21 protein-coding genes and 1 riboswitch are annotated in these 25948 nt (G+C 55.4%); of the genes, 18 read left to right on the top strand and 3 right to left on the bottom strand.

Features of this window, described 5'->3' with window-relative positions; genetic code table 11:
* Positions 1–70: 70 nt before the first annotated feature.
* The 6 genes from ilvA to ABE504_RS28990 all read left to right on the top strand — a co-directional run bounded on the left by ilvA (position 71) and on the right by ABE504_RS28990 (position 10040).
* Complete coding sequence (gene ilvA, locus ABE504_RS29015) at positions 71–1327, top strand: threonine ammonia-lyase IlvA (RefSeq protein WP_430095575.1); 1257 nt, start codon at positions 71–73, stop codon at positions 1325–1327.
* Between the two features lie 662 nt (positions 1328–1989).
* Positions 1990–3060, top strand: a complete 1071-nt coding sequence (locus ABE504_RS29010; protein WP_430095573.1) for a BMP family lipoprotein — start codon at positions 1990–1992, stop codon at positions 3058–3060.
* Positions 3061–3193: 133 nt separating this feature from the next.
* Complete coding sequence (locus tag ABE504_RS29005) at positions 3194–4735, top strand: ABC transporter ATP-binding protein (protein WP_430095571.1); 1542 nt, start codon at positions 3194–3196, stop codon at positions 4733–4735.
* Positions 4728–5807 carry an ABC transporter permease gene (locus ABE504_RS29000; RefSeq protein WP_430095569.1) on the top strand — a complete coding sequence of 360 codons (1080 nt, stop codon included), beginning with the start codon at positions 4728–4730 and terminating at the stop codon, positions 5805–5807. The genes ABE504_RS29005 and ABE504_RS29000 overlap by 8 nt, the downstream gene beginning before the upstream one ends.
* A complete protein-coding gene (locus tag ABE504_RS28995; RefSeq protein ID WP_430095567.1) occupies positions 5808–6782 on the top strand; it encodes an ABC transporter permease in 975 nt (324 codons plus the stop codon). It begins immediately after the preceding gene.
* 174 nt (positions 6783–6956) lie between these two features.
* Positions 6957–10040, top strand: coding sequence for a response regulator (locus tag ABE504_RS28990; protein ID WP_430095565.1), 3084 nt, complete (start codon positions 6957–6959; stop codon positions 10038–10040).
* A 1353-nt stretch (positions 10041–11393) separates the two neighbouring features.
* Here the strand turns inward: ABE504_RS28990 and ABE504_RS28985 are convergent.
* Positions 11394–12260: a helix-turn-helix domain-containing protein gene (locus tag ABE504_RS28985; protein ID WP_430095563.1), complete on the bottom strand. Its 867-nt coding sequence runs from the start codon at positions 12258–12260 to the stop codon at positions 11394–11396.
* 187 nt (positions 12261–12447) lie between these two features.
* On the opposite strand from ABE504_RS28985, the gene ABE504_RS28980 reads away from it, so the two are divergent.
* The 4 genes from ABE504_RS28980 (at position 12448) to ABE504_RS28965 (ending at position 17541) form a co-directional block, all read left to right on the top strand.
* Positions 12448–13629: a galactokinase gene (locus ABE504_RS28980; RefSeq protein WP_430095562.1), complete on the top strand. Its 1182-nt coding sequence runs from the start codon at positions 12448–12450 to the stop codon at positions 13627–13629.
* Between the two features lies 1 nt (position 13630).
* Positions 13631–14617, top strand: coding sequence for a UDP-glucose 4-epimerase GalE (galE, locus tag ABE504_RS28975; protein WP_430095560.1), 987 nt, complete (start codon positions 13631–13633; stop codon positions 14615–14617).
* Positions 14618–14715: 98 nt separating this feature from the next.
* Complete coding sequence (locus tag ABE504_RS28970; protein ID WP_430095558.1) at positions 14716–16293, top strand: UDP-glucose--hexose-1-phosphate uridylyltransferase; 1578 nt, start codon at positions 14716–14718, stop codon at positions 16291–16293.
* A gap of 609 nt (positions 16294–16902) precedes the next feature.
* Positions 16903–17541 carry a zinc dependent phospholipase C family protein gene (locus ABE504_RS28965; RefSeq protein ID WP_430095556.1) on the top strand — a complete coding sequence of 213 codons (639 nt, stop codon included), beginning with the start codon at positions 16903–16905 and terminating at the stop codon, positions 17539–17541.
* 69 nt (positions 17542–17610) lie between these two features.
* Here ABE504_RS28965 and tenA read toward each other — a convergent pair whose 3' ends face one another.
* Complete coding sequence (gene tenA, locus ABE504_RS28960; RefSeq protein WP_430095554.1) at positions 17611–18297, bottom strand: thiaminase II; 687 nt, start codon at positions 18295–18297, stop codon at positions 17611–17613.
* A gap of 91 nt (positions 18298–18388) precedes the next feature.
* Positions 18389–18495, bottom strand: a riboswitch (TPP riboswitch).
* Between the two features lie 145 nt (positions 18496–18640).
* On the opposite strand from tenA, the gene ABE504_RS28955 reads away from it, so the two are divergent.
* From ABE504_RS28955 to ABE504_RS28940, 4 genes are all read left to right on the top strand, one after another.
* Positions 18641–19636 carry an acryloyl-CoA reductase gene (locus ABE504_RS28955; protein WP_430095552.1) on the top strand — a complete coding sequence of 332 codons (996 nt, stop codon included), beginning with the start codon at positions 18641–18643 and terminating at the stop codon, positions 19634–19636.
* 142 nt (positions 19637–19778) lie between these two features.
* The gene (locus ABE504_RS28950) at positions 19779–20636 is read left to right on the top strand and encodes a carbon-nitrogen hydrolase family protein (RefSeq protein WP_430095551.1); all 858 of its coding nucleotides are present in this window, start codon (positions 19779–19781) and stop codon (positions 20634–20636) included.
* Positions 20637–20675: 39 nt separating this feature from the next.
* Positions 20676–21368: a GNAT family N-acetyltransferase gene (locus tag ABE504_RS28945; RefSeq protein WP_430095549.1), complete on the top strand. Its 693-nt coding sequence runs from the start codon at positions 20676–20678 to the stop codon at positions 21366–21368.
* A gap of 13 nt (positions 21369–21381) precedes the next feature.
* Entirely contained in the window at positions 21382–22053 is a 672-nt protein-coding gene (locus ABE504_RS28940; protein ID WP_430095547.1) for a GNAT family N-acetyltransferase, read from the top strand.
* A 571-nt stretch (positions 22054–22624) separates the two neighbouring features.
* Here the strand turns inward: ABE504_RS28940 and ABE504_RS28935 are convergent.
* Complete coding sequence (locus ABE504_RS28935) at positions 22625–23077, bottom strand: SRPBCC domain-containing protein (protein ID WP_430095545.1); 453 nt, start codon at positions 23075–23077, stop codon at positions 22625–22627.
* 94 nt (positions 23078–23171) lie between these two features.
* Between ABE504_RS28935 and ABE504_RS28930 the strand changes: the two genes are divergently transcribed.
* From ABE504_RS28930 to ABE504_RS28915, 4 genes are all read left to right on the top strand, one after another.
* Positions 23172–23972, top strand: a complete 801-nt coding sequence (locus ABE504_RS28930) for an AraC family transcriptional regulator (RefSeq protein WP_430095543.1) — start codon at positions 23172–23174, stop codon at positions 23970–23972.
* A gap of 86 nt (positions 23973–24058) precedes the next feature.
* Positions 24059–24955, top strand: coding sequence for a GNAT family N-acetyltransferase (locus tag ABE504_RS28925; RefSeq protein WP_430095541.1), 897 nt, complete (start codon positions 24059–24061; stop codon positions 24953–24955).
* A 174-nt stretch (positions 24956–25129) separates the two neighbouring features.
* Complete coding sequence (locus ABE504_RS28920) at positions 25130–25501, top strand: hypothetical protein (protein WP_430095540.1); 372 nt, start codon at positions 25130–25132, stop codon at positions 25499–25501.
* A complete protein-coding gene (locus ABE504_RS28915) occupies positions 25485–25868 on the top strand; it encodes a hypothetical protein (RefSeq protein ID WP_430095538.1) in 384 nt (127 codons plus the stop codon). The genes ABE504_RS28920 and ABE504_RS28915 overlap by 17 nt, the downstream gene beginning before the upstream one ends.
* Positions 25869–25948 lie beyond the last annotated feature (80 nt).

The following is a 25948-nucleotide window of genomic DNA, read 5'->3' as shown; positions in this document are numbered from 1 at the left end:
GCCGCACAATCTGTGCTACAATACTCGTTAAAATATGACTGGATATGTCAGGTAAAGGTGGTAGAAGGCGATGACGGTAGCCGGAAAAGTGGGCTTGGAGGATATTCTGAAAGCGAATCATGTACTCAGCAAAGTGATTGAACCGTCACCGCTGCAGCGCAACGACTTGCTTTCGAGTCAGTATGAATGCAATGTGTTTTTGAAGCGGGAAGACATGCAGGTGGTGCGTTCGTTCAAAATTCGCGGCGCGTACAACGTCATCCAAGGACTGACGGCCGAGGAGCGGGCGGCGGGTGTGGTCTGCGCGAGCGCGGGCAATCATGCGCAGGGCGTGGCCTATTCCTGCAAGCAGCTTGGCATCGAGGGGAAAATTTTCATGCCGACGACGACGCCAAGGCAGAAAATTTCGCAGGTGAAGCTGTTTGGCGGTTCTTTTGTGGAGGTCATCCTGACCGGGGACACGTTCGACGATTCTTCCGCTCAGGCGAAGGCATACTGCCAGAAGGAGAACAAGGCGTTCATTCACCCGTTCGACGATGCACGGACGATTGCCGGGCAGGGGACGGTCGGCCTGGAAATTATGAATCAGATGCAGGATGCGCCGGATTTTATCTTTGCGACGATTGGCGGGGGCGGTCTGGCGGCAGGGGTTGCGACGTATGTGTCGAGCGTATCGCCGAAAACGCAGATCATCGGGGCCGAGCCTGAAGGGGCAGCGAGTATGAGCGAGGCGTTTCGCCTTGACGGTGTCGTGAAGCTGACGAACATCGAGAAGTTCGTGGACGGAGCGGCTGTCGCGCAGGTAGGCGAGCTGACGTATGAGATTTGCCGGGACAAGCTGGCGGAGATAACGGTGATTCCGTCCGGCAAGGAGTGCACGACGATTCTGGAGCTGTACAACAGCAACGCCATCGTCATCGAGCCCGCAGGCGCGCTGCCGGTGGCGGCACTGGACGCTTATCGGGAGCAGATCAAGGGTAAAAACGTCGTCTGCATCATCTCCGGCGGCAACAACGACATTGACCGGATGCAGGAGATCAAGGAGCGCTCGCTCATTTATGAGGGATTGAAGCATTATTTTATTTTGAACTTTCCTCAGCGGGCCGGGGCGCTGCGCGAGTTCCTGGAGGACGTGCTGGGGCCGACGGACGATATTACCCGTTTTGAGTATATGAAGAAAAACAATAGAGACAACGCGCCGGCGCTAGTCGGCATCGAGCTCAAGAACAAGGATGACTACCAAGGCCTTATCGAGCGCCTATCGCGCAAGGATTACGGGTATATGGAAATCAATAACGATCCGAAACTGTTCAACCTCCTCATTTGAGGGGGTTTTTGTTATTATTTATGCTTCTTGGCGAGGGGATAGCCGGGCGCGGGTGGCGAAGAGCAGTGTCGTCGTCGTCAGGTTCAACTGTAAGACATTCAATAAGCCCACGCGGAGTGCTTATCGAGCTGTTGAGCGCTGAATTTCGGACAATAAGCACTCGCTGAGTGCTTATTTCAGCCAAAGCGGCGGGAAGAGGCGAGTGTTGCGAGGAATAAGCCCACGCGGAGTGCTTATCGAGCGGTTGAGCGCTGGATTTCGGACAATAAGCACTCGCTGAGTGCTTATTTCAGCGACAGCCGCTCGATGGGCAGCAGCGATGCTCGACGAATAATTGTGTACGGTTGTCTTCCCCCCACACGGTGCGCTTGCCTTTTTTGAAGGCGCTTTCCACTTGTTCAAAAATATGACGTAACACCATATAGATTTTATTGACCAATGGTTGTATAATCAAAAATCGGGGCATCTGTTCTCATTTGTAGGGGAAAACAAAAAGTTCATGTTAATTTGTGTGACGTTATAAAATGTAAGTACATTACTTTTCTTCTGTCCATCGAGTTGTTACACTTGTTGGGGAGCCACTTACATATTTTAACTGGGAATGGTCAACCTACTAGGAGAGGCTTCCTGTTTTGAATAACGATACGATGGGGGTTAGATCCATGAAAAAAATGTTCACGACAGCCGTCATGGCTGTAACGGTCTCCGCATTGGTCCTTTCGGGCTGCGGGAAGAAAGAAGAATCCAACACAGGCGCTTCGGCGACACCGGCAGGCACGGCGGCTGCATCGGCCGCACCTGCTAGCGACAACAGCGGCAAAGACTTTAAAATCGGGATGGTTACAGACATCGGCGGTGTCAACGACAAATCCTTTAACCAAAGCGCATGGGAAGGTTTGACGCTGCTTAAGAAAGAAACGTCGGCTTCCGTCAAGAATCTGGAGAGCAAAAGCGACGCTGACTACACAACGAACCTGAACCAATTCGTCAAAGACGGCTACAACCTCACTTGGGGAATCGGCTTCTTAATGGGCGACGCAGTGAAAACGGTGGCGACGCAAAATCCGAACTCGAAGCTCGCGATCATTGATAATGAAGTGGCAGCTCCGAACGTCGAGTCTGTTATGTTTGCAGAGCAAGAGGGTGCATATCTCGTTGGTGTGGTAGCAGGCCTTACAACCAAAACGAACAAAATCGGCTTCGTCGGCGGCATCGATATTCCAGTCATCAAACGCTTTGAAGCAGGCTTTGTCGCTGGTGTTAAAGCAGTAAACCCTAGCGCAGCGGTCAAAATCAACTACACCGGCGCATTCGACAAGCCTGACCTTGGCAAAGCAGCTGCGGCGACGCTATATAACGATGGTGCGGACATCATTTTCCACGCAGCGGGTTCGACAGGCAATGGCGTGTTCAACGAAGCGAAAGATCGTGCGAAGAACGGTAAGAAAGTATGGGTAATCGGCGTAGACAAAGACCAATCGCTGGAGTTTGGTGACGATGTGACGCTGACATCGATGTTGAAACGCGTTGACCAAGCGGTTGTACGCGTCTCCAAGGATTTGATTGCGGGTACATTTACCGGTGGTAAAACGGTTATTCTCGGCCTGAAAGACGACGGCGTAGGCTTGCCGGAAACGTCGAAGAAAAACGTATCCGCCGACATCCTGAAAAAAGTCGATGAATACAAAGCAAAAATCATTTCCGGCGAAGTGAAAGTGCCTGAAACACCGTAAGCGGTTGGAGGTACAGCGAGTATCAGCATGAATACCAACAAGGCTAGTTATCTAACTAGCCTTGTTCACATGTTGGAGCGTATATCCTCGATATGGCTAGAAGCAGTTCAAATTTGATCCTTAGGGTGATCCGATGAGCGAAGCAGTACCTGTAGTTGAGCTGAGGAACATTACGAAGCGTTTTCCGGGCATTGTGGCCAACGACGCCATCTCCCTCAAGCTGCGCAAAGGTGAGATTCACGCGCTGCTCGGCGAGAACGGGGCGGGGAAATCGACGCTGATGAATATTGTGTTCGGCTTGTATCAGCCGGATGAAGGTGAAATTCTTGTGCAAGGCAAGGAAGTGGCCATTGACAGTCCGAACCGGGCGATCGAGCTCGGCATCGGGATGGTGCATCAGCATTTTAAGCTGGTCCAGCCGTTCACGGTCACGGAAAACATTATCTTGGGCATGGAGCCGAAGAAAGGCGCCAATATCGATTACCGAGCGGCGCAGGAGAAAGTGAAGCGAATTTCTGAACAGTACGGTCTGCGCGTGGATCCCAAAGCCCGGGTCGAGGATATTTCGGTCGGGATGCAGCAACGGGTCGAGATCTTGAAAACGCTGTACCGGGGCGCGGAAATTCTCATTTTCGACGAACCGACGGCTGTGCTGACTCCGCAAGAAATCAGTGAATTAATGGTCATCATGCGCAATCTTGTGCAGGAGGGCAAGTCCATTATTCTCATTACCCATAAGCTAAAAGAAATTATGGAAATCGCCGATACGGTCACGATTATTCGCCGGGGCAAGGTGATCGACTCGCTGCCGATCTCGGGGGCGAATCCGCGCATTTTGGCGGAGAAAATGGTAGGGCGCGACGTCTCGTTCAAGGTGACGAAGGAGGACGTGAAGGCCGGCGAGCCTGTCCTGCAGGTGAAGGATCTCGTCGTGCGGAGCGCGCAAGGGCTTCCGGCCCTGAAAGGGCTCAGCTTCGAGGTCAAAGCAGGTGAAATCCTCGGCATCGCCGGGGTGGACGGCAACGGCCAAAGCGAGCTGATCGAAGCGCTGACGGGGCTGCGTCCCGTGGACGGCGGCCAGGTGCGCCTCATGGGCGGCGACATCACGCATCATACCCCGCGGCAAATCTCCGAGGCGGGCTTGTCGCACATCCCGGAGGACCGGCATAAGCACGGGTTGGTGCTGGATTATACGATGAGCGAGAACATGGTGCTGAATACATACTTCCATCCGGCGTACAACAAAGGCGGCTTTCTCAACTACGACGCGATCGACAAGCACGCGGAGGCGCTGATCAAGCAGTTCGACGTGCGTACGCCGAGCATTTACAACAAAGCGCGGTCGCTGTCCGGCGGCAACCAGCAGAAGGCGATCATTGCGCGGGAAATTTACAAAGATCCACACCTCCTGATCGCGGCGCAGCCGACGCGGGGGTTGGATGTGGGCGCGATTGAATTCGTGCACCGCCAGCTGATCGAGCAGCGGAATAAGGGCAAGGCCGTGCTGCTGATTTCTTTTGAGCTGGATGAAATTATGAACGTTTCGGATCGCATCGCGGTGATCTATGAAGGACAGATCGTGGGCGAGGTGCTGCCGAAGGATACGAACGATCAGGAGATCGGTCTGTTGATGGCGGGCAGTCAGCCTGGGGAGAAGGGGGCGCCTCATGAATAAATTTGTACGCGTGTTTACAAGTGAATCTGCGGTGAATCCCATCGTCGCGATTATCCTGGGGCTGCTGTTCGGGGCACTCGTCATGCTGGCCGGAGGGTATAATCCGATTGACGCGTATATCGCGCTGTTTAAGCGGATTTTCGGCAGCTCCTACGACATCGGAGAAGCGATTCGGGCGATTACACCGCTCATTCTGACAGGATTGTCGGTGGCGTTTGCGTTCCGCACGGGCCTCTTCAACATCGGCGCCGAAGGCCAATTCGTGATGGGCATGACAGGGGCGACGATCATTGGGGTCAAAATCCACGGCCTGCCGTGGATCATCCATGCGCCGCTGGCGGTTATCGTCGGCGCACTGTTCGGCGGCCTCTGGGGCGCCATTGCCGGCTACCTGAAAGCGAAGCGCGGCGTGAACGAGGTCATCACGACGATCATGCTGAACTGGATCGCGCTGTTCCTCTCGAACTACATCGTGAACCGGTTCCTGCTGGAGCCGAAGCAGCAGCGGTCTTACATGATTCAGGACTCCGCTTCGCTCAGCATCGGCTGGCTGTCTGACGCGATGAATCATGCGCGGGTGCACTGGGGCACCGTGATCGCGCTGCTTGGCGCGTTGGTGTTTTATCTGATTCTGTGGCGGACGAAGCAGGGGTACGAGCTTCGCGCCGTCGGCCATAACATGGATGCGGCGAAGTATGCCGGGATGAACGTCAATCGCAGCATCGTGAAGGCGATGTTTATTTCGGGGATTTTTGCCGGGCTGGCCGGCGTGTTTGAAGTGCTGGGCGTTTTTCACTACCAGGTCGTGGCTGCGGCATCGCCGGGCTACGGCTTCGACGGTATCGCCGTGTCACTGCTGGGCGCGAACAATCCGATTGGGATTGTGCTGGGCGCGATGCTGTTCGGCGGGCTGTCCTACGGCTCCGCGGGGATGAGCTTCGGCGCGGACGTACCACCGGAAATTATCCGCATCGTCATCGGCTCGGTGATCTTCTTCGTGGCGACGCAAGGCATCGTCCGCTGGATCCTGCTGCCGCTCTATGGCCGGCGCAAGAAAGAGAGGGTGTCGTAGATGGATATGCTGGATGCGTTTTTTACGAAATTCAGTGAATTGATTAATATTACGCTCGTGTATTCGACGGCGCTCATTTTCGGTGCGCTGGGCGGCATTTACTCGGAGCGTTCCGGCGTTGTTAATATTGGAATTGAGGGCCTGATGGTCTCGGGCGCGTTTGCTTCGGCTGTCGGTTCCTATTATGCGGAGCAGGCCGATATGGGCTCTTTGTCGCCTTGGGTGGGGCTGATCTGCGCGATGGTGTTTGCGCTGATTTTTGCCTTGATTCATGCGGTCGCGACGATTACCTTCAAGGCGAATCAGGTCGTCAGCGGCGTCGTGATCAACTTCCTGGCGGCAGGCGTGACGCTCTATCTGGTTAAAATGCTGTTCAACGGCGCGGGCCAAACCGAGACGCTGAACGATGTCTTTTCCAAGTGGCGGATTCCGCTCCTGGCGGACATTCCTTATCTCGGGAACGCGTTTTTTACCGCGTATCCAACGACGTACATTGCGCTGATTCTTGTCGGCGTGACGTACTACGTCCTGTTCAAAACCCCGTTCGGCCTGCGCCTGCGCGCCGTCGGCGAGCATCCGAGCGCCGCGGATACGAACGGGATCAAGGTGAAGCGGATCCGCTATATCGCGGTGATGCTCAGTGGGCTATTCGCCGGGCTCGGCGGCGCGACGATTACGCTCACCACGACGAGCGCGTTCTCGCACAACACGATCTCGGGCCAGGGCTTCATCGCCATGGCGGCGATGATTTTCGGCAAATGGCATCCGTTCGGCGCATTCGGGGCCGCGATGTTTTTCGGGATGGCGCAGGCGCTCAACAACTTCCTGCGGCTGTTCGAATTCTCGAAGCACATCCCGCAGGAGTTCCTGTACATGCTGCCGTACGTGCTCACGATTCTCGTGCTGGCCGGCGCCGTCGGCCGCTCCAAAGCGCCTTCCGCGCTGGGCGAGCCGTACGATCCGGGCAAAAGATAAAGACGCACCGCTGGGCGTGGTTCCCGGCGGTGTTTTTTTGCGCTTTATTCAAGGTAAGGTACTCGTGTAGGTCAATCGGCATGGGCTGGTTGGCCTTCTTTGTTCACTATCAGCGAAGGTTCCTATGCTATAATAGCGATAGAAAGGCGGGATACTTTGAAGGCGATTACTAGGGTGAGATCGTTATGGGTATTCATTATTAGCTTGCTATTAATAGCGGTTATCGGGACGAACTTCTATCAAATGTTCGCGCTGAAAGAGACCGTCGATGTGGTCAAAACGAACTGGATGCCCAGTGTGGCCAGGATTTTCAAGATGGAGGAGAATTTCACGAAAGAGCGGATTCTTCTGCATAAAATAGTGCTTGAAACGGATCGTGAGCGTCTCCATACGCTCATTACCGATTATCAAAATACACGGAAACTGCTCAATGAGCAGTACGAGGCTTACGAGCCTTTCCTCAATTCCCAGGAGGAGAAGGCTATTTATGAGATGGTGTACGAGAAATCGCTGGATTACCTGTTGAAGGGGCAACTCATCATTGATGCCGTGCAGTCAGGCGACTATGAGTTTGCCAAGTTGCTGCTGGACCAGTTGGCAATCAAACGGCAGCTCGCTGATGAGGAACTGCAGCGCTGGGTTGATTATAATTTGACGGGAACCCAAAGGGATGTCGACCGTACGTCCCGTCAACGCGGAACGGCGCTGTGGATGGGTTTTATTTTTACGGTGATGGCGATTGTCGTGGGTGTAGGATTGGTGCTCCAGACGCGGGACGTTCGGCGAAAAGGCGAGCAGAAGCTGTTGAAGGAGAAAGAGAAGGCCCAAAGCTACCTCGATCTTGTCGATGTGATCATTGTGGTGATGGATCGTTCGGGTCGCATCGAGCTGCTCAATCGGAAAGGATGCAGCATGCTCGGCTATGCGGAGGCGGAGATTGTAGGGAAGAATTGGCTGGAGGTATGTGTGCCGGAGCATCTGCTCGAGAGTCGGCGCGAGCGATTTCAGCAGGTGATGAGCGGCGGCGAGCGGCCGGATTATTATGAAAGTATTATTTTGAACGGATGCGGTGAAGAGCGTTTGATCGGCTGGAACAATACGCTGCTGAGAAACGAAAAGGGGGAGATTGTCGGCCTCATTCTGGCTGGAGCGGACATTACCGATCGCCGGCAGGAAGAAGAAATGCTGCATCAATACAAGGATCATCTGGAAGAGTTGGTGGAGGTCCGGACGTCGGAGCTGGCGAGCAAGAATGTGCTGTTAGCTGATGCGAAGGAGCTGGCGGAGGCGGCGAATCGGGCGAAGAGCGAGTTTTTGGCGAATATGAGCCATGAGATTCGGACGCCGATGAACGCGATTATCGGGCTCAATCATCTTTTGCAGCAGACGGCGCTGACCGATCAACAGAAAGATTATGTCGGCAAAACCGCGATTTCAGCGAAAAGCTTGCTGACGATCATTAGCGATATTCTGGACTTTTCGAAAATTGAAGCGAAAAAAATCTCACTGGAACGCATCGATTTCGATCTGTACGAAGTGATGAGTAATATTTCAGATATGATCGGCTTTTCGCTTTATGAGAAGGGATTGCGGCTGCATTTTGCCATCGATCATGAGGTGCCGCAATTGCTGAAAGGTGATCCGTTCCGGTTCAATCAGGTGCTGCTCAATCTCGTCAATAACGCGCTGAAGTTTACGGAGGAAGGGGAGATTTCCGTTTCCGTGCGGGTCGCCGAGAAAATGGACAATGAGGTGCAGCTGCGTGTCGAGGTTCGCGATACGGGCATCGGCATGACGCCGGAGCAGCTTGGCAAGCTGTTCCGCGGGTTCTCGCAGGCAGATATGTCGACGACGCGGAAGTACGGCGGTACTGGACTAGGGCTGGTTATTTCCAAACACCTTGTCGAGCTGATGGGTGGCGAAATGAGCGTGGAGAGCGAGTTCGGCCGTGGCAGCTGTTTTTACTTTACCGTGAACTTTGAACGGGGCTTTAGCCATGTATTCAGCGCGCCGATTGCACCGCATCTGCAATTTTTGCGTGTGCTGGTCGTATGCGAAGACGAGGACATGCGGCTTGTGCTGGGACGCCAGCTGGAGCAGTTCCAGTTTGTCGTGAGCACGCAGGACTCCGCTGCCAGCGCGTTCGCACATATGGATGCCAGTGACCGCTACGATCTGGTCATTGTGGATTGGATGCTTCAAGGGGAGAATGCGCATGCTTTTGCGGAAAAGGTCAAAATGGGCTATGATAATCCGCCGCAGGTCATTGTACTGATCAGTGCGTACCATGAGGCGGATGTACAGACCAAGCTGCCGACGTCGTATGTGCGCAAGGTGCTGTATTATCCGATTTCCCAATCGCAGCTGTACAATCATATTGTGGATCTGTTCCAGGAGCAGCTCAAAGTCAAAAAAATCGGCGCGCAGGACGAGTCCGACGGAAAGAAGCTCAGCCTGCTTCGCCACGCCGAGGTCCTGCTCGTGGAAGATAATGAGATTAATCAGCAGGTAGCGCAGGAGATTTTGCAGGAAATGGGCGTGCGGGTCGATGTGGCCGGCAATGGCATCGAGGCGCTGGAACGGGTTGCGTCGAAAACCTATGACGCGATTTTGATGGATTTGCAGATGCCGCTGATGGATGGGATTGAAACCACACGCCGCCTTCGCAGCGATGGCATCACGACGCCGATTATCGCCATGACCGCCGATGCAATGCAGGGCGTGAAAGGCCAAGTGTTGGAAGCGGGCATGGATGCCTACATCTCGAAGCCGTTCGAGGCGATTCAGCTGTACAGCGTGCTGCAGCGGATGATGCAGCATGCGAAGCAGCTGGCTGCTTTGGAGGTGGCGACCGCAGGAGAAGTCGCAGCGGCTGTGGAAGCGCCGCCTGAGGACGCACCGGCGCTTGATACGGAAGGCGCCTTGGCGCGGCTGGGCCAGCGGAAGAGCCTGTACGCGCAGGTGCTGCGCAAATTCATGGAGGGCCACCTCCAGGCGGTGGCGGAAATTCGCGCCGCTGTGCGTGCGGGAGACGTGGAGCGGGCGCTGCTCCTCGCGCACACGCTCAAGGGCGTCGCGGCGAATCTCGGCGCCGATCCGTTGCGCGAGGCGGCGGATGGGCTGCAGGCGGCGCTGCGGTATGGTGTTGAGGCGCGAGGGGTGGAAGTGCTGGATGCGCTCGAGCCTCTGCTCGCGGACGCGGAGCGGAAGCTGGCGCAGTTGAAGCGGGTGATCACGGCGTATTTGGGCGCGGAGTAGCGGGGCCGGGGAAGCGCAAGACAGCGTGACAACCTGCCTGTCGCGAGCCAGACCGGAGTTGGGGGCCGGACAAGCATAGAGGATGCTTGTCCGGCTTTTTGCGTATCGTTGAATGTATACCCTCGAAGTAGCCCTATGCCATCAGTAAACGCCCGTCTTGTTAAGGAAGACAATTTGATGAGTGCGGGACTCGATGGAGCAGAGCGGAATTTGTGTGGAGCGTGGTGTGGCAGTCAGAGCTTGATTAAACGGGCGAGGGGGAGAGGGAAGTCTTGTCCAAGCACACTCAACTGGAATTATTCCAGTTGAATGGGCGGTTTTTTGCGCGAAACCTTACGTGAACTGGAAAACCTCCAGCTTATTTCTGTGAAACTGTGCGGAATCCGGGAAATGCTCGAGATGAACTGGAGTTTTTCCAATTGAAGGTGATGAAATCGGCAAAATGATTGAAATGAGATGGATAAATTCCAGTTGAGCAGTGGGAGGACGGGCAATGTTGTCAGGTTAAGAAGTTAGCGGAACGTCAGTTCGCTATCGGGGGGGAGTTCCCCCTTTTTAGGATAATTGAGGAGTATAGATGCCTTATTCGAGCCCCAGCCCCCGAATTTACCTTGCGCAAATAAGGACCTGACGTTCCGTTTGACAAACGGAACGCGCACTTCTTTAACAAATTAACGTCTTCTCGTTCCGCATACTCAGCGCAATACCGAGTTTGGATGCACCCCTGCCAGACGAAGACGAGAAGGCTTGCAGAAGCTTAACCGAACAAGATTACATAACCCCCATGTTGAGGCTGTCGATTAATTGTTTATACTTTGAGATTCTGCGGGAGAACACAAAGTGTATACGAATAGTCATATATAATGTGCTGCATTCACATAAAATCAATTAATTGTATTCGAAATATCATACACATTTCGTGATTTGAGGCCTGATTTTAAATATGTATTCGAAAAATCATATACATTCTCTGCGTGTGTCCGTTCACGGATAAAGCTGTCCACAATTAATCGACAGTCTCATGTTGTTCGGTTAAGTCGCATGGTGCTTAGACCGATAAGATAACGGCGTTATCTTATGGGGAGGTATACTCCCGATTGGTAAGGAAATAAGTTAGTTGAGCGAACTTATTTCCTGCAAAAGGCCCCGAAACATGACGGAAAATCGCAAATAAGATAGGGAGGTTATCTTATTTCGGGAAAACGAGGGCGATCCGCGAAAATAAGTTATTGGAAGTAACCTACAACATTTGGGTTAAACCTCTTAGTTCTAGCTTGTTTAGGTAACCCGCCTCGTTGCGGCTTGCGCTGCAGCACCAAGGTGCCTTCAAGCTCTCACCTCTCCGTTTCAGCACTACAGCGCCTTCATCTCGTTCCGATACTCCGTCGGCGAGACGCCATACCACCGTCTGAACTGCTTCGAAAAGTACAGCGGGTCGTAAAAACCGACGGACGACGCGATCTGCTCGATCGTGAGCTCCGTCCGTTCCCGCAGCAGCAGCCGCGCCTTGTCGATGCGCAGCCGCAGCAGGAAGGTCACCGGCGTGACCTTCGTATGCTTCTTGAACAACCGCGACAAGTACGCGCGGTTGTAGCCGAGGCTGTCGGCCATCATCTCAATCGTAATCGGCTCCGCATATTGCGTCGATAAGTAGTGGATGGCCTGCTGCACAATCGCGTCGCCCTCCGCGTCGAGGGCGGCCCGGGCCGTCGTCTGCGAGGACAGCGACTCGCAGTACTCCCCGAGCAGCAGCGTCAAATAGCCGGTGGCTTTGAGCTGCGCGTTCGACCTCCGCAGCTTCAGCGCGCGCTGTATGTGGCGAAACAGCACCGGAATATGCCGATTCCGGGTGGAATGCACGACCGGCGCGAGCGGATCGAAGCCCGTCGAGGCCAATAGCGCTGCCGCTTGCTCGCCGGTGAAGGCGATCCAGCAGTAATGCCACGGGTCGTCGGCGTCCGACACGTAGCTGATGAGCTGCTCCGGCTCGATGACGAAGCTGTCGCCGGCGCCGAGCGTATATTCCTCGCCGTGCGAAGAGAATAGGCCGCAACCCGAGATGACATAATGGATGAGGTAATAATCATATACTTTCGGGCCGAGCCGATGCTCGGGCTTCGTCTGGCTTTCGCCGGCGAACAGCACGGTCAGGGCGGCAGGAGCGGCCGGAAGCGGGTTGGAAACGACGTAATAACTGGGCGTTTTCACCATGATGCGCATTCATCTCCGATTCCAAAGTGGTTGCTATCATTTTAGCATAGGGAGCCCTCCAGAAAAAACCTCGAAATCACATTTATCCATGTGAAAATAACATGACTCCATAGCCAACGCTTCGTGCTTCTTTTATACTGAAGATACAAACACGCAACCAATACAACCATTCCATATACCCAAAGGCGGTGCCCACATGGCAGATTTGCAAAGCTTGAAAAAGACGTTTATCGAAATTTATGGAGAATCCTCCGCGAACATCTCGGCATTCCACGCGCCAGGCCGCGTCAACCTCATCGGCGAGCACACGGACTACAACGGCGGCTATGTATTCCCGGCTGCGCTCACATTTGGCACGACGCTGCTGATTCGTCCAAGAGCGGATCGCACGATCGGTTTTGCTTCCACGAACATGCCGCTTCGCAAACAAATTTCCATAGACGACATGGTCTATAACGAAGAGGACGACTGGATGAACTATCCGAAAGGCATCGTTGTCCACCTGGCGAAAGAAGGCCTCCCGGTGCAGCATGGCTACGATCTGCTCTTCCACGGTGAAATCCCGAACGGCGCAGGCCTTTCCTCCTCCGCTTCCATTGAAGTCGTGACGGCATACGGTCTCCAAGCAATGGAGAAATACCCGACAGATACGGTCAAAATCGCGCTGCTCGCGCAAAAAACCGAGAACCAGTTCGTCGGCGTGAACTGCGGCATCATGGACCAGTTCGCTGTAGCGAACGGCAAAAAGGACAACGCGATCCTGCTCATGTGCGATACGCTCGAATACCGCCACGTGCCGTTCCAAAGCGGCAGCTACAAGCTGGTCATCGGCAACACGAACAAACGCAGAGGCCTTGTCGATTCCGCCTACAACGAGCGCAGAGCGCAGTGTGAGCAGGCCGTGAAGGATTTGCAAGCGCAGTTCCCATCCCTCACGCTTCTCGGTCAGCTGAACCTGGCGCAGTTCAATGAATACAAGCATCTAATCCCGGATGAAACGGTTCGCCGCAGAGCGCAGCACGTTGTAGAAGAAATCGACCGCGTACTGCAGTCCATCAAAGTGCTCGAAGCGAATGATCTCGAATCTTTTGGCAAGTTGATGATCGGCTCCCACGATTCCTTGCGCGATCTCTATGAAGTGACAGGTCTTGAGCTGGACAGCATGGTCGCGGCAGCGCTGAAAGTGCCTGGCGTACTCGGCTCCCGCATGACGGGTGCAGGCTTCGGCGGCTGTACGGTTTCCTTGGTGCATGAAGACAGCGTGGAGACGTTCATTGACCAAGTCGGCAAAGAATACACGGAAAAAACAGGCCTAACACCAAGCTTCTATGTCTGCGACATCGGCAATGGTGTAGAACAAGTCGGGGAGGCGCTTTAATATGGCGATTCTAGTTACAGGCGGAGCCGGCTATATCGGCTCACATACCGTTGCGGCACTGCTGGAAAAAGGCGAAGAGGTCGTCATTGTCGACAACCTCCAGCAAGGTCACCGCGAGGCGCTGCTTGGCGGCAAGCTGTACGCAGGCGATTTGCGCGATGCGGCGTTCATGGATACGGTGTTCAAAGAGAATGAGATCGATGCGATCATTCATTTTGCGGCGAATTCCCTGGTGGGCGAAAGCATGACAAACCCAGCCAAGTACTATCACAACAACGTGTACGGCACCTTGTGCCTCTTGGAAAAAATGAACGAATACGGCGTGAAGAAAATCGTCTTCTCCTCCACGGCTGCAACGTACGGCGAGCCTGAGAACATTCCGATTCTCGAGAGCGACCGCACGCTGCCGACGAATACGTATGGCGAAACGAAGCTGGCGATGGAAAAAATGATGAAATGGTTCGACACGGCCCATGGCATCAAATACGTATCGCTGCGCTACTTCAACGCGGCGGGCGCGCATGCCGGCGGCAAGATCGGCGAGGATCACAGCCCGGAAACGCATCTGATCCCGATCATTTTGCAAGTTGCGCTCGGTCAGCGTCCGCACATCTCGGTCTTCGGCGACGACTATGCGACGGAAGACGGCACTTGCGTTCGCGACTACATCCATGTCAGCGACTTGGCTAGCGCGCACGTGCAGGCTGTTGAGAAGCTTCGCGGCGGTGCGGACAGCAACATCTACAACCTGGGCAACGGCACAGGCTTCTCCGTGAAGCAAGTCATCGACATCGCCCGCAAAGTAACCGGCCACGCCATCCCGGCGGTCATCGAGCCGCGCCGCGCCGGCGATCCGGCAGCCCTGATCGCTTCCTCCGAGCGAGCCAGAGCGGAGCTGGGCTGGAAGCCTTCGCACGACTCCCTCGAAGAGATCATCGCGAGTGCGTGGAATTGGCATCAGAATCATCCCAACGGATACAGCAAATAGAGAAACGCAGAGGTAACCGAGCTGCCGTCAGATCAGGGCGGCGGCCGGTTCTGCATGGCGGATAGGAGCTTTTTTTGCAGAAAGGGAAGTGACCAAGAATGGAACGAACATTACGAACACCGCAGACGGCTGCGCTTGCGATTGAACGGCTTTTGCAATTTGGCAGTCAAAACGGGTTGCTGGAACCGCTGGATACGGTCGCTGCGCGGAATGCGCTGCTGGATTTGTTCGGCCTGGCAGAGCCGTATCAAGGCGATGTGCCGGAAGAGCAGCTTAGCTCACCGGTGCCGCTGCTGGAAGAGCTGCTGGATGCGGCTTACGAAGGCGGTCTGCTTGAAGAAAATACAATGACCTACCGCGATCTGCTCGATGCGCGCATTATGGGGCTCCTGATGCCGCGGCCTTCCGAGGTCGTGCACCAGTTTTGGACGCTAGCGAGAACGCAGGGCGTGGAGGCGGCGACGCAATATTTTTACAAGCAGTCGATCGATTCGAACTACATCCGCATGGACCGCATCGCGAAGAACGCCTACTGGCTGACAGACACCGCATACGGCGATCTGGAAATTACGATCAACCTCTCAAAGCCAGAGAAAGATCCGAAAGAAATTGCCCTGCTCAAAACGCTGCCCCAAAGCAGCTACCCGGCCTGTCTCCTCTGTGTGGACAATCTGGGTTATGCAGGCCGTGTGAACCACCCGGCGCGGCAAAATCTTCGCGTCATTCCACTGGAGCTGGACAACGAGAAGTGGTACCTCCAGTACTCGCCTTACGTGTACTATAACGAGCACAGCATTATTTTTCATGAAAAACATATCCCGATGAAAACGACGGCGAACACGTTCTATCGCTTGCTCGACTTTGTCGATCAATTTCCGCATTATTTCATCGGATCCAATGCTGATCTGCCGATCGTAGGCGGCTCCATTTTGAGCCATGACCACTTCCAGGGCGGGCGCCACAAGTTCCCGATGGAAAAAGCGCCGAGCGAGCAGGTGTTCACGCACGCGGACTTCCCTGGCGTGAAAGCGGCCATCGTCAAATGGCCGATGTCGGTTATTCGTCTCAGCTCGCATAACAAGCAGCTGATCTATCAGCTCGCGAGCAAGCTGCTGAGCGACTGGCGCGCGTACAGCGACAGCGAGGCCGAAGTGCTCGCGTTCAGTGACAAAGAGGGTGTGCGCGTGCCGCACAACACGATCACACCGATCGCCCGCAACAATGCGCGGGGCGAGTACGAGCTCGATCTGGTGCTGCGGAACAACCGCACCTCTGCGGAGCATCCGGATGGGATTTTCCATCCGCATCAGCACTTGCACCACATCAAGAAGGAGAACATCGGCTTGATTGAGGTTATGGGGCTGGCGGTGCTGCCGGGCCGCCTGCAGGACGAGCTTGCGGACATCGGCAAGCTCCTGACGGGCGAAGCCCGCGCGGGGCGCGAGCTCGAGGAAGCGAGCCACCCGCTGCACAAGCACGCGGCGTGGATCGAGACGCTGCTGGCGCAGCATGGCACGTCGCTGAGCGCCGACGCGGCGCAAACTGTGCTGCAGACCGAGGTCGGCAGCAAGTTCATGGACGTCCTGCTCGACGCAGGCGTCTTCAAACGAGACGACGCCGGGCAGGCGGCGTTCGGACGGTTTTTGGCGGCGGCGGGGTTTGCGCCGCAGGGTTAAGGCATGGCGCGGATGGGCGGGAGCCCATTCGCTTGGGTAGAGACGCTGAAGGTTGGCGCACGAAACGGGAGAAGGGCTCCCGTTTCGTGGGCGGCTTTCAGCGTTTTTTTTGTGCGCGGCGAAGAGGAGGCTTGCTCACGCCGCGTATGGACAAGCTCTGGGGCCGTTCCGGCAGAATAAGACCCCGAGGAGGTCTTATTTTGCGGAATTCGCCTTGTTACGGAGAAATAAGCACTTCGTGTGAGCTTATTTGTGTGGAATAGGCCTGTACAGGGGCTATTCTGCCAGAATAAGCCCTCGAGGAGGTCTTAATGTGCGGGAACTTGCCCCGTAATGGAGAAATAAGCACTCCGCGTGTGCTTATTTGCGAGGAATGGCCCAAGCAGGCAGGCTCTCCCAGAATCTAGACCATGGTGACGGTACGATAACAGGGCAGCGGGTATAGGGAGCCGTCATAGCACACGCAAAAAATTGGTCGAGCAAGGGGAGGGGGCTTCCTGCGCATGGCCAGTTTTTTTGTGCTTTTATCGCAGAGACGAACTTCGCACTGTCTTCATTCGTCAAAGGTATAGGTTCATCCAATATTGCCCAGAAGGGAAGAATCGACCGATGCCTTGGCCCATGGTGCATTTTGCAATAGCAGATAAAGTGTGTAAGGGAGATCCGTGTCCACATTTTCTAATCGGCAGTATCGCTCCTGATGCCATACATGCGAGAGCAGGAACTACACGTGAAGATAAGGGCAGAACACACTTCATGGAAAATGGAGTCATGCCTACCGTCGACCAGATCGGTCAACAAGCGGTTCAGTACTGGAGGGGGAATCCTGCGCCAGAATGGAGGGCGTTCGTACAAGGCTATATTTCGCATGTGTATGCAGACTTGAGATGGACGGAGACCCTTTATGCAGAATACGAAGCCAGCTTTCATGAAGCCCTGGAAACACGGAGAAGTACATACAATTGGGAAGTTAGTCAGATCGAGTTCATTTTGATGAGGTCTGAAACGTGGACAGATCGCGTCATCCACCAGTTAAAGGAGGTGGAAGCTTTTTCGCTGCCACCGCTTATTGAGTCTGATGAGGTCGAGGCTTACACCCACACTAAAATCGAATGGCTGCTTGATGTGCGCAATGAACCCGGGATAACGCCGATTTATTTTGAAGAAGAGAAAGTACGGTCTTTTATTTCCCGAACATCCGAGGAACTTCAATGGTTATTTAGCAAGTGGGGCGTCAAAGCGATATAACATGCAGCAGCGGATATGAGTGTGAGCACACGAGCACATCCGCTGCTGTTTCGTTGTTAGCCCGAATGCCTACACCAGCACTTTCTCCGGTACAGGCCAATCCTCCACTCGGTACGCCATATCGAAGAACATATACTCCAGCTGACAGCTAATCAAAAAATGCTCCCGCATCCGCCGCTTCTCATCCTCCGACGCCGTTACCGCCCACGCATCCAATTGCGCGCAGAACGCCATCATGCGGGGTTCGGCCTCGGGCGCTCCATAGAACGTGATCCACTCGTAGAACGGATGGCCCGGCTGCGGCCGGTAGTCCTGCATGATGCGCTGCGCCGCCTCCATATACGTCCAAGGGCAGGGCAGCAGCACGGCATAAATTTCGCCAAGCGTTCCCTGTGCAGCCACCGTGAGCATGTGGCGAGTATAATGCTGCGCTGTCGGCGCGAGTGGGTAGCCTTGCAGCTCCTCGTAGGTGACGCCTGCCGCATGGCAGAAATTGTTGTGCGGATGAACCTCGCTATGCAGGATATAGCCGATCTTCTCATGGAACTTCGCGATTTCCTCGCGCGTTCTACATTTGCTAATGCCGAGCCCGTAGACGCGCATGTACGCGTTCAAATACTCAAAATCCTGCTTCACATAATGGATCAACTGCTCTTTGCCCAGCTTACCTTGCGCAATGCCTTGCACGAATGGATGCTGGTAAATCGCCTCAAAAATCGGGTCAGTCGCCTCACGCAGTTCTTTCGTAAAACTCATGCTATACGCCTCCTAAGATAAAATGAAAAGCCGCCCCATCATGGAGCGGCGATGATCAGCTTAGGCGAACGTACGGCCGAGGCTTTGCATAGAAATGCCGGCTCCACTTTCCTACGCTGGTATGATCCAGATCAGGTTATAAGGGTCCGGGGATTGTTCCCCGTCTCAGCCACCAATTAGGCGCCCCTAGTGGAAATGCTTTACAGTTACTTTTACCCTACAAGGTGGAGCGCGTTTTGTCAATGCTAAGATGGTTGACCGTCGGTCAAGATAGCCACACACTCCATAATTTAGTAAAATATAAAAATGACGGGACAAGTCGATCCAGAAGGAGTGTGTCTGTATGGAAGCTTTTCAAGCGCTGATGGTGGACCGCACGCAAAATGATTTCAAGCTCGCCCTACAAGAGCTTCGCCTTGAAGATTTACCGGAGGGGGAGGTCACGATTCGTGTCCGGTACTCCGGTATTAATTATAAAGACGCGCTCGCCTGCAGCCCGGCGGGGCGCGTCGTGCGCAAGTACCCGATGGTGCCCGGCATTGACCTCGCGGGCACCGTCGCAGCCTCCGCCGACCCGCGCTACCGGGTCGGCGACGAGGTGCTGGTGACCAGCTACGAGCTGGGCACCGGTCACTACGGCGGGTTCGCGGCATACGCCCGCGTCCCCGCCGACTGGGTCGTGCCCCTGCCGCAAGGCCTCACGCATCGCGAAGCGATGGCGCTCGGCACGGCAGGGTTCACGGCGGCGCTCTCCATCCACAGGTTGGAGAGCAACGGGCTTGCGCCCGAGCAGGGGCCCGTGCTCGTGCGGGGCGCCACCGGCGGCGTCGGCAGCGCCGCCGTGTCGATGCTGGCCGCGCTCGGTTACGAGGTCGACGCGAGCACGGGCAAAAGCGCCGACCACGCGTACCTGCGCGAGCTCGGCGCTCAGCGCATCGTGCCGCGCGAGGAGCTGACGCCAGCGCTACCTAAGCCGCTCGGCCCGGAGCATTGGGCCGGCGCGGTTGATCCCGTAGGCGGCGAGGGGCTCGCCTACGTGTTCAGCCGCCTGCGCTACGGTGGCTCCGTCGCGCTGAGCGGCCTCACCGGCGGCGCGGAGGTGGCCGCGACGGTGTATCCGTTTATTTTGCGCGGCGTGAACGTGCTGGGCATTGATTCGGTCTACTGCCCGTCCGCGCTCCGCAGGCAGCTCTGGGAGCGGCTCGCTGGAGAGCTGAAGCCGCTACGGCTGGAAGAGACCGTGCACCGGGAGGTCACGCTGGACGGTGTGGCGGAGGCCGCAGCGGAAGTGCTGGCCGGCAAGGTGCGCGGGCGCGTGTTGGTGCGGCACGAGGCGTGAGCTGGTGTGCCGACGGGGCGAATTGATCACGGCTAGGCGTCGGCTGCACAAGAGGGGCTGGTAGGTTCTACTGCTGCCCCTCCGTCGCCATACGGCGCACCGCCGGGTGCAAGCCTTTTACAAGAACAAGGAGGAACACAACATGAAAATGCGGGTATCCGTGGTACAGTACCATTTACATACGATAGGCAGTTTTGAAGAATTTGCGGCGCAGGTGACGCATTATGTGAAGGTGGGGCAGGAGTTTGAGGCGGATTTTGTGCTGTTTCCGGAGCTGTTCACGACGCAGCTGATGTCAATTGGCGACGAGAATGGCAAGGCGCTGCCGATTGAGGCGCTGCCACGGTATACAGAGGCGTATAAGACGTTGTTTCAAAGGCTGGCGAAGGACACCGGCATGCACATCATTGGCGGCACGCATATCGTCGAAGAGGGCGGGAAGCTGTACAACACAGCGTTCCTGTTCTATCCGGACGGCCGCATCGGCGAGCAGAAGAAGCTGCACATTACGCCGACGGAAGTGAAAGAGTGGAGCATGGGCGCAGGCGACTCGCTGCAGGTGTTTGATACGGAGAAAGGACGCATCGCCATCCTCGTCTGTTACGACGTCGAGTTCCCTGAGATTGTGCGGATGGCGCGGGCGCGCGGAGCGGATGTGCTGTTTGCGCCATCCTGTACCGATGACCGCCACGGCTTCCATCGCGTGCGGTATACGTGCCATGCGCGCACGATTGAGAATCAGATTTACGTCGTGACGACTGGGACGGTAGGGGCTTTGCCGACGGTGGATTTCATGCGAGCGAACTTTGGACAGGCGGCGGTGATTACGCCGAATGACGTGCCGTTTCCTCCGAAAGGCATTCTTGTCGAGGGCGAAATTAATAACGACATGGTTGTGACGGCGGATCTCGATTTGGAGCTATTGAGCGTGGTGCGGGAACGTGGGTCGGTGACGACGTGGCGGGATCGCCGGACGGATCTGTACACGGACTGGTCTTGAGAGACGCAGACGGACTTTAAACTGCAGGAGGGTTTAAGGATGTCCTTTTATATGAAAAAACTCTACGTCTTCGACGGCAATGGGCCGAAGGCGGCGGTGATCCGTACGTACGGGCCGGAGGATTTTGAGGCGCTGATCGAGGTGCAGCAGGAAAGCTTTCCGCCACCGTTCCCTTCGGAGTTGTGGTGGAATAAGGAACAGCTCACTGAGCATGTGACCCGATTCCCGCAGGGGGCGCTCTGCGTGGAGGTCGAGGGCCGGATCGTTGGCTCGATCACGGGGCTGCTCGTGGACAGCGCGGCCATGGCGGCGAGCGGCGACCACAGCTGGGCTGCGGTTACGGACGATGGGTACATCCGTACCCACGCGCCCGAAGGCGATACGCTGTACATCGTCGACATCTGCATCAGGCCCTCATACCGCGCTTACGGACTCGGCAAATGGCTGATGCAGTCGATGTACGAGGTCGTCGTGCAGCTCGGGCTGGCAAGGCTCTTAGGCGGCGGTCGCATGCCCGGCTATGGCAAGCACGCCGATACGCTGACGGCGGAAGCTTACGTGGCGGCGGTGCTGGCTGGGGAGCTGAAAGACCCCGTCATCACCTTCCTGCTGCGCTGCGGCCGGACGCCCGTCGAGGTCGTCGCGAATTACTTAGAAGATGAAGAATCGTGGAATCATGCGCTGCTCATGGAGTGGCGTAATCCGTTCCGCGCTTCGTCACACGAATTTTAGGAGGGAAATTCATATGGACTACATTCGCATTACATCGATTGACAACCCGTTATTTCGGGATATGCATAACATGATGAAAGAGGTTTTTCCGCCGGAGGAAGTGCTGGAATACTCGTTGTGGAAAGAGCCGCTAGAGGATCCGGGTATTCGCGTTTTTGTTGCCGTGCACGAGGGCAAAGTTGTGGGCACGACCGAGTATCGCTATTATGAGGATTTTCAGGTGGCGATGACGGATTTTACGATCATTGGGCAAGCGGGGCTTGGCATCGGTCGCTTCCTGGCGCGCCGCCGCTGGAAGGATCTTGAGGAGCTGGCGGCTAGCACAGGTAAACCGATGCTCGGCATGTTCGCCGAGATTTATGATCCATATCGGATCGAGGATCATGCCTTTGGCGGCGTGAAGCCGATGGATCCGTACGTGCGGCGCGAGGTGCTGTCGCATTTGGGGTATAAGCGGATCGACTTCCCATATGTCCACCCTTCCTGGGAAAACAACGGGGAAGCCGTCGAAGAGTTGGATCTGTGCTTCCTGCCGACGGACGAGGACGCGGAGGAGATCTCCGCGCAGCTAGTAGCTGCGTTCCTGCGCCGCTACTATGCGGTGCTCGCGAACAAGCCAGAGGCGTGGGAAGCGATGGTTGCGGGGCTGGAGGCGCGGGAGACGATAGCGCTGAAGCCGCTGTAGTTGTGGCCGCCGACCGCTGGGACTGCCCGGACTATGCGAGGTGCTGTGCCACACGATAGCGCTGAAGCTATTGCAGCTTTGTCGGTCCTCCGTTAGGCGCATTCGAAATGGGCACGACACCGTAGCGGCGCTCGAAGCCGTTCTATTGCCAACTCGCCGTCCGGCCGCGTTCGCCCTGGTTTTGGGACCGAGGCGGGGCGCGGAGCAGGCGGCAACAGCAAAAAAGGCAGGCGCATAACGCCTGCCTTTCTAAATTTAGGGATATCCCCGTGCGGATGAGCCGAGCGTGTTCCCCAATAAGCGTGGTAAACCACGCTTATTGCTGGGATATTCGGTACACAGGGGAAAATAAGAGTGGCAAACCACCTCTATTTTCATAAATAAAGGTTGATTTCCGCCGCTGTGCTCCCAATAGCAGTGGTTTAGCACTCTTATTTCTCCGCATAAGGCGGATATGCCAGGAATAGAGGTGGCAAACCACCTCTATTCCCGCCAATACGCTGCCTGGCATCAACTAGCAGCTGCACACTGCCGCTTATTCCTAGCGGCCCTTGGGCATCAACGCCCTCTTTTACCAACCAAAATCCAGCGTCTTGCCTGTCTCCGCCAACGTCTTGATGTTGCTCAGAATCATCGGCCAGCTCGCTTGGGTGGACTCGTAGCTTGGGTGGCCAGGCGTCCAGTTATCGTTCACTAACGTAAACTTGGTGCAGTTGCCGACCGTTTCCAACGAGAACGTCATCCGCGACTCGAAATCCGCGTGGTTCTCGCGATAGGAAGGGCCTGCGTGTTCGGTGCAGCTCATCATTTTGCCTTCCTCATAAGCTAGCACGGTGCCGTAGACGTGAACCGTTTCGTCGCCATCATTGCCAGGCCCGATGTACTTGTACTCGGAACCGATTTCAAACGTGGACACGAGGACGCTGCCGAACAAAATTTGACGAGTTCCCTCCGGTTTTGTGAGAATATCCCATACCACTTGCTCGCTTGCGCCGATGTAAATCACATATTGTAAGGCTTCCATATGATCGTTCCTCCTTGGTTTCTGTGTTTCTGTTCTTTAGCTTAGCTTACAGCCTGAGCATTGTATTGTAAAAAAGCGACAAAGGGTGATCAAAATGAGTACAAATGTTCCCGCGACCAGTCTAGGCATCATGAAAAAACAGCAAGGCGAACGCAAGTTTCAACTGTCTCGGCACGCGCCTTCCGAGGATTTGGCTTTTTTTATTCGTCATTATTGGCTCGTGTCGTGGGATTTAACCGGGGAAGCTCCCTATACGCAGCATGTGATCCCCAATCCGTGCGTCAATCTGGTGGTGGAGCCGGGCAAGTCGGCGATCTACGGCCCAGGCCGGGAAAAATTCGGCCAATACCTCGAAGGCAAGGGCTGGGTGCTCGGCGTGAAGTTTAAGCCCGGTGGCTTTTACCCCTTCGTGAAGCAGTCGGTATCTACGGTATTAGAGAAGCCTATCCCCCTAGATGAAGTGTTTCACATCGACGCCAGGGTGCTGGAGCGCGAGGTATGGGAGGCTGGAGATACGGCGGAGCAAATCGCGATTGTGGAGCGAATGATCCGTGCAAAGCTGCCGGCCGAGGATGAACAGGTTGCGCTGGTGAACGAAATGGTCGAGCGGATCGGCGAGGATCACGAGATCACGAAGGTGGAGATGCTGTGCGAGCGCTATGGGATTCATATTCGGTCGCTGCAGCGGCTTTTTGATCAGTATGTCGGAGTAAGTCCCAAGTGGGCGATTAAAATTGCCCGCATCCAACATGCCGCCGAAACGGCAGACCTGAGCCAGGCGCACGATTGGTCGAAGCTGTCGATGGATCTGGGCTACCATGACCAGGCGCATTTTATCAAAGACTTTAAGTCGATTGTCGGCCAGACGCCGGAAGCGTACGCGAAGAAAATTTAGTTAAAAAGATATAGTCCCTACTCCCGCACGCTTCCGCGCAGTATGATGAAGTCGCATGGACAAGTTCGTCATCAGGAGGTTGAACGATGAAACAAGGCATACACCCTAGAGCAGGCTTATCTTCGCAAGAGCTGGAAGGCGTCCGAACATTATGGGATACGTGCAATGAGCACGATGGGATTGATATTAAATTAAACTGGGGGACGCTCAGCAGCCGCTCTCCCGGTATTACGAACGATTTTCTCTATTACGAAAATGATGTGATCGTCGGCTTCCTCGCCATCTACAGCTTCCTCTCCACGGAGGTGGAGATCAGCGGTATGGTGCATCCGGCGGCGCGCCGGAAGGGGATTTTCAGCGCGCTGGCGCAGGCGGCTGTGGCGGAATGCCGGCGGCGGCAGGTGCCGAAGCTCATCTGGATCAATGAGCGGGGCTCCGCCGCGGGCAAAGGATTCGTCACGCAGCTGGGTGCAGCGTACGCGTACTCGGAATACGTCATGGAGCTGCGCGATGACGTACAAGCTGCTTCTGCCGCTGCTGCGCCGGCGGCCGTCGCGATTGCGCTGCGCCCGGCCGTGCAGGCCGACGCGGAGCTGCTGGTCGCGCTGAATGCGGCCGGCTTCGGCATGCCGGAAGCGGATGCGCGCGAGTATGTGCTGCAGACGCTCGAGGGCGACCGCGAGCGTACCTGGATCGCCGAGCTCGGCGAGGCGCAGACGCCGATCGGCAAAATCGGCGCCATGCTCGACCCGGCCGAGCGCAGGGGCTTCATCTACGGCTTTTGCGTAGCGCCGCCGTTCCGGGGCCAGGGCTACGGGCGCCAGATTCTCGGCGCCACGATTGCGCTGCTCCAGGGACAGGAGCAGGCGAAGCACGTGAAGCTCGAGGTGTCCGTCGAGAACGAGGGAGCGCTGGGCTTGTACGAGTCGTGCGGGTTCCGGACGACGAGCGCGAACGATTATTATGTGTGGATGATCGGGTAGGAAGAGGACTTCATGTTTCGAGGCAGGCAGTTGCTGTCTTCGGAATGTGAGGTTCTTTTTTGTATTTAAATACACAATTAAGTACATAATTGAATGCATAACTAAGTATATAATTGAATACTTATTATGCTATAATGGAGGTGTTATCAAATGAAGGCAAGGGGGAGAATCGCAATGTCAAAGGAAATGCTTGCAACAGTTGAAAAAGTGCGCGGCGGTTTTCAGTTGGGCAGTCAAATTCCGGTCACTCAGTTAGCCAGATCGACGGCGTGGAAGGATAGTTTGGCTAAATTCTCCATGCTTCAAATACTTGATCGCAATCAGACGGCAGCCGTTGTGCTTACACCGGAAGCGTTCCGGGCCGTTTTGACTTATATTGACGAAATCGAAGAAGAACTGGAATCGGCGCAAGTGGAAATGTTGCTGAAGGCACGCGAAGGGATGGAGAACTGGGAGAGCGGCGAAGAACTTGCGAGAAAGGCAAAGGAAAGCTTTCTGGAGCGCCAGGAGCTTCTGAGAGGAGTACTGGATGGCGATCAGCAATGATCTGATTTTAGAATGGATTGACCGAATCGCGAATCTTCAGGGGCTTCAGATGGATCCGACGGCGCTTGCCGACGATGTCCTGCTGATGGCTTTTGTCTATAAGAAAGAAGAGGAATTTGTGCTCGCCATGAGTCAGGTTGTAAGAGCGATTGGACAGCTTGTGGCTAATAAAGTTGAAGTCTCGCAATTAGAGCGCAACTATAGCGGGTGGGATTCTTATCATTTTCAAAGTAGACGTGTCCAGGGGCAGGGGGCGGATCTGCGCATTGTATTCCAAAGCACGTCAGCCAACACCATTAAGATTAAAGGATTTAGCAATCGCCACATCCCCTCCGACATCTACAAACGCTTGGGATCACGTCGATGAAAAATCGGTGAAGAGCCGCCTCTTGGACAACAAAGTTCCTCGGATGGCGGCTGTTGATCGTTCTCGTAGTCAGTCACATT

Source organism: Paenibacillus oryzisoli, from assembly GCF_050467285.1.
Taxonomy (GTDB): domain Bacteria; phylum Bacillota; class Bacilli; order Paenibacillales; family NBRC-103111; genus Paenibacillus_E; species Paenibacillus_E oryzisoli_A.
This window is presented reverse-complemented; position numbering and strand designations above follow the sequence as displayed.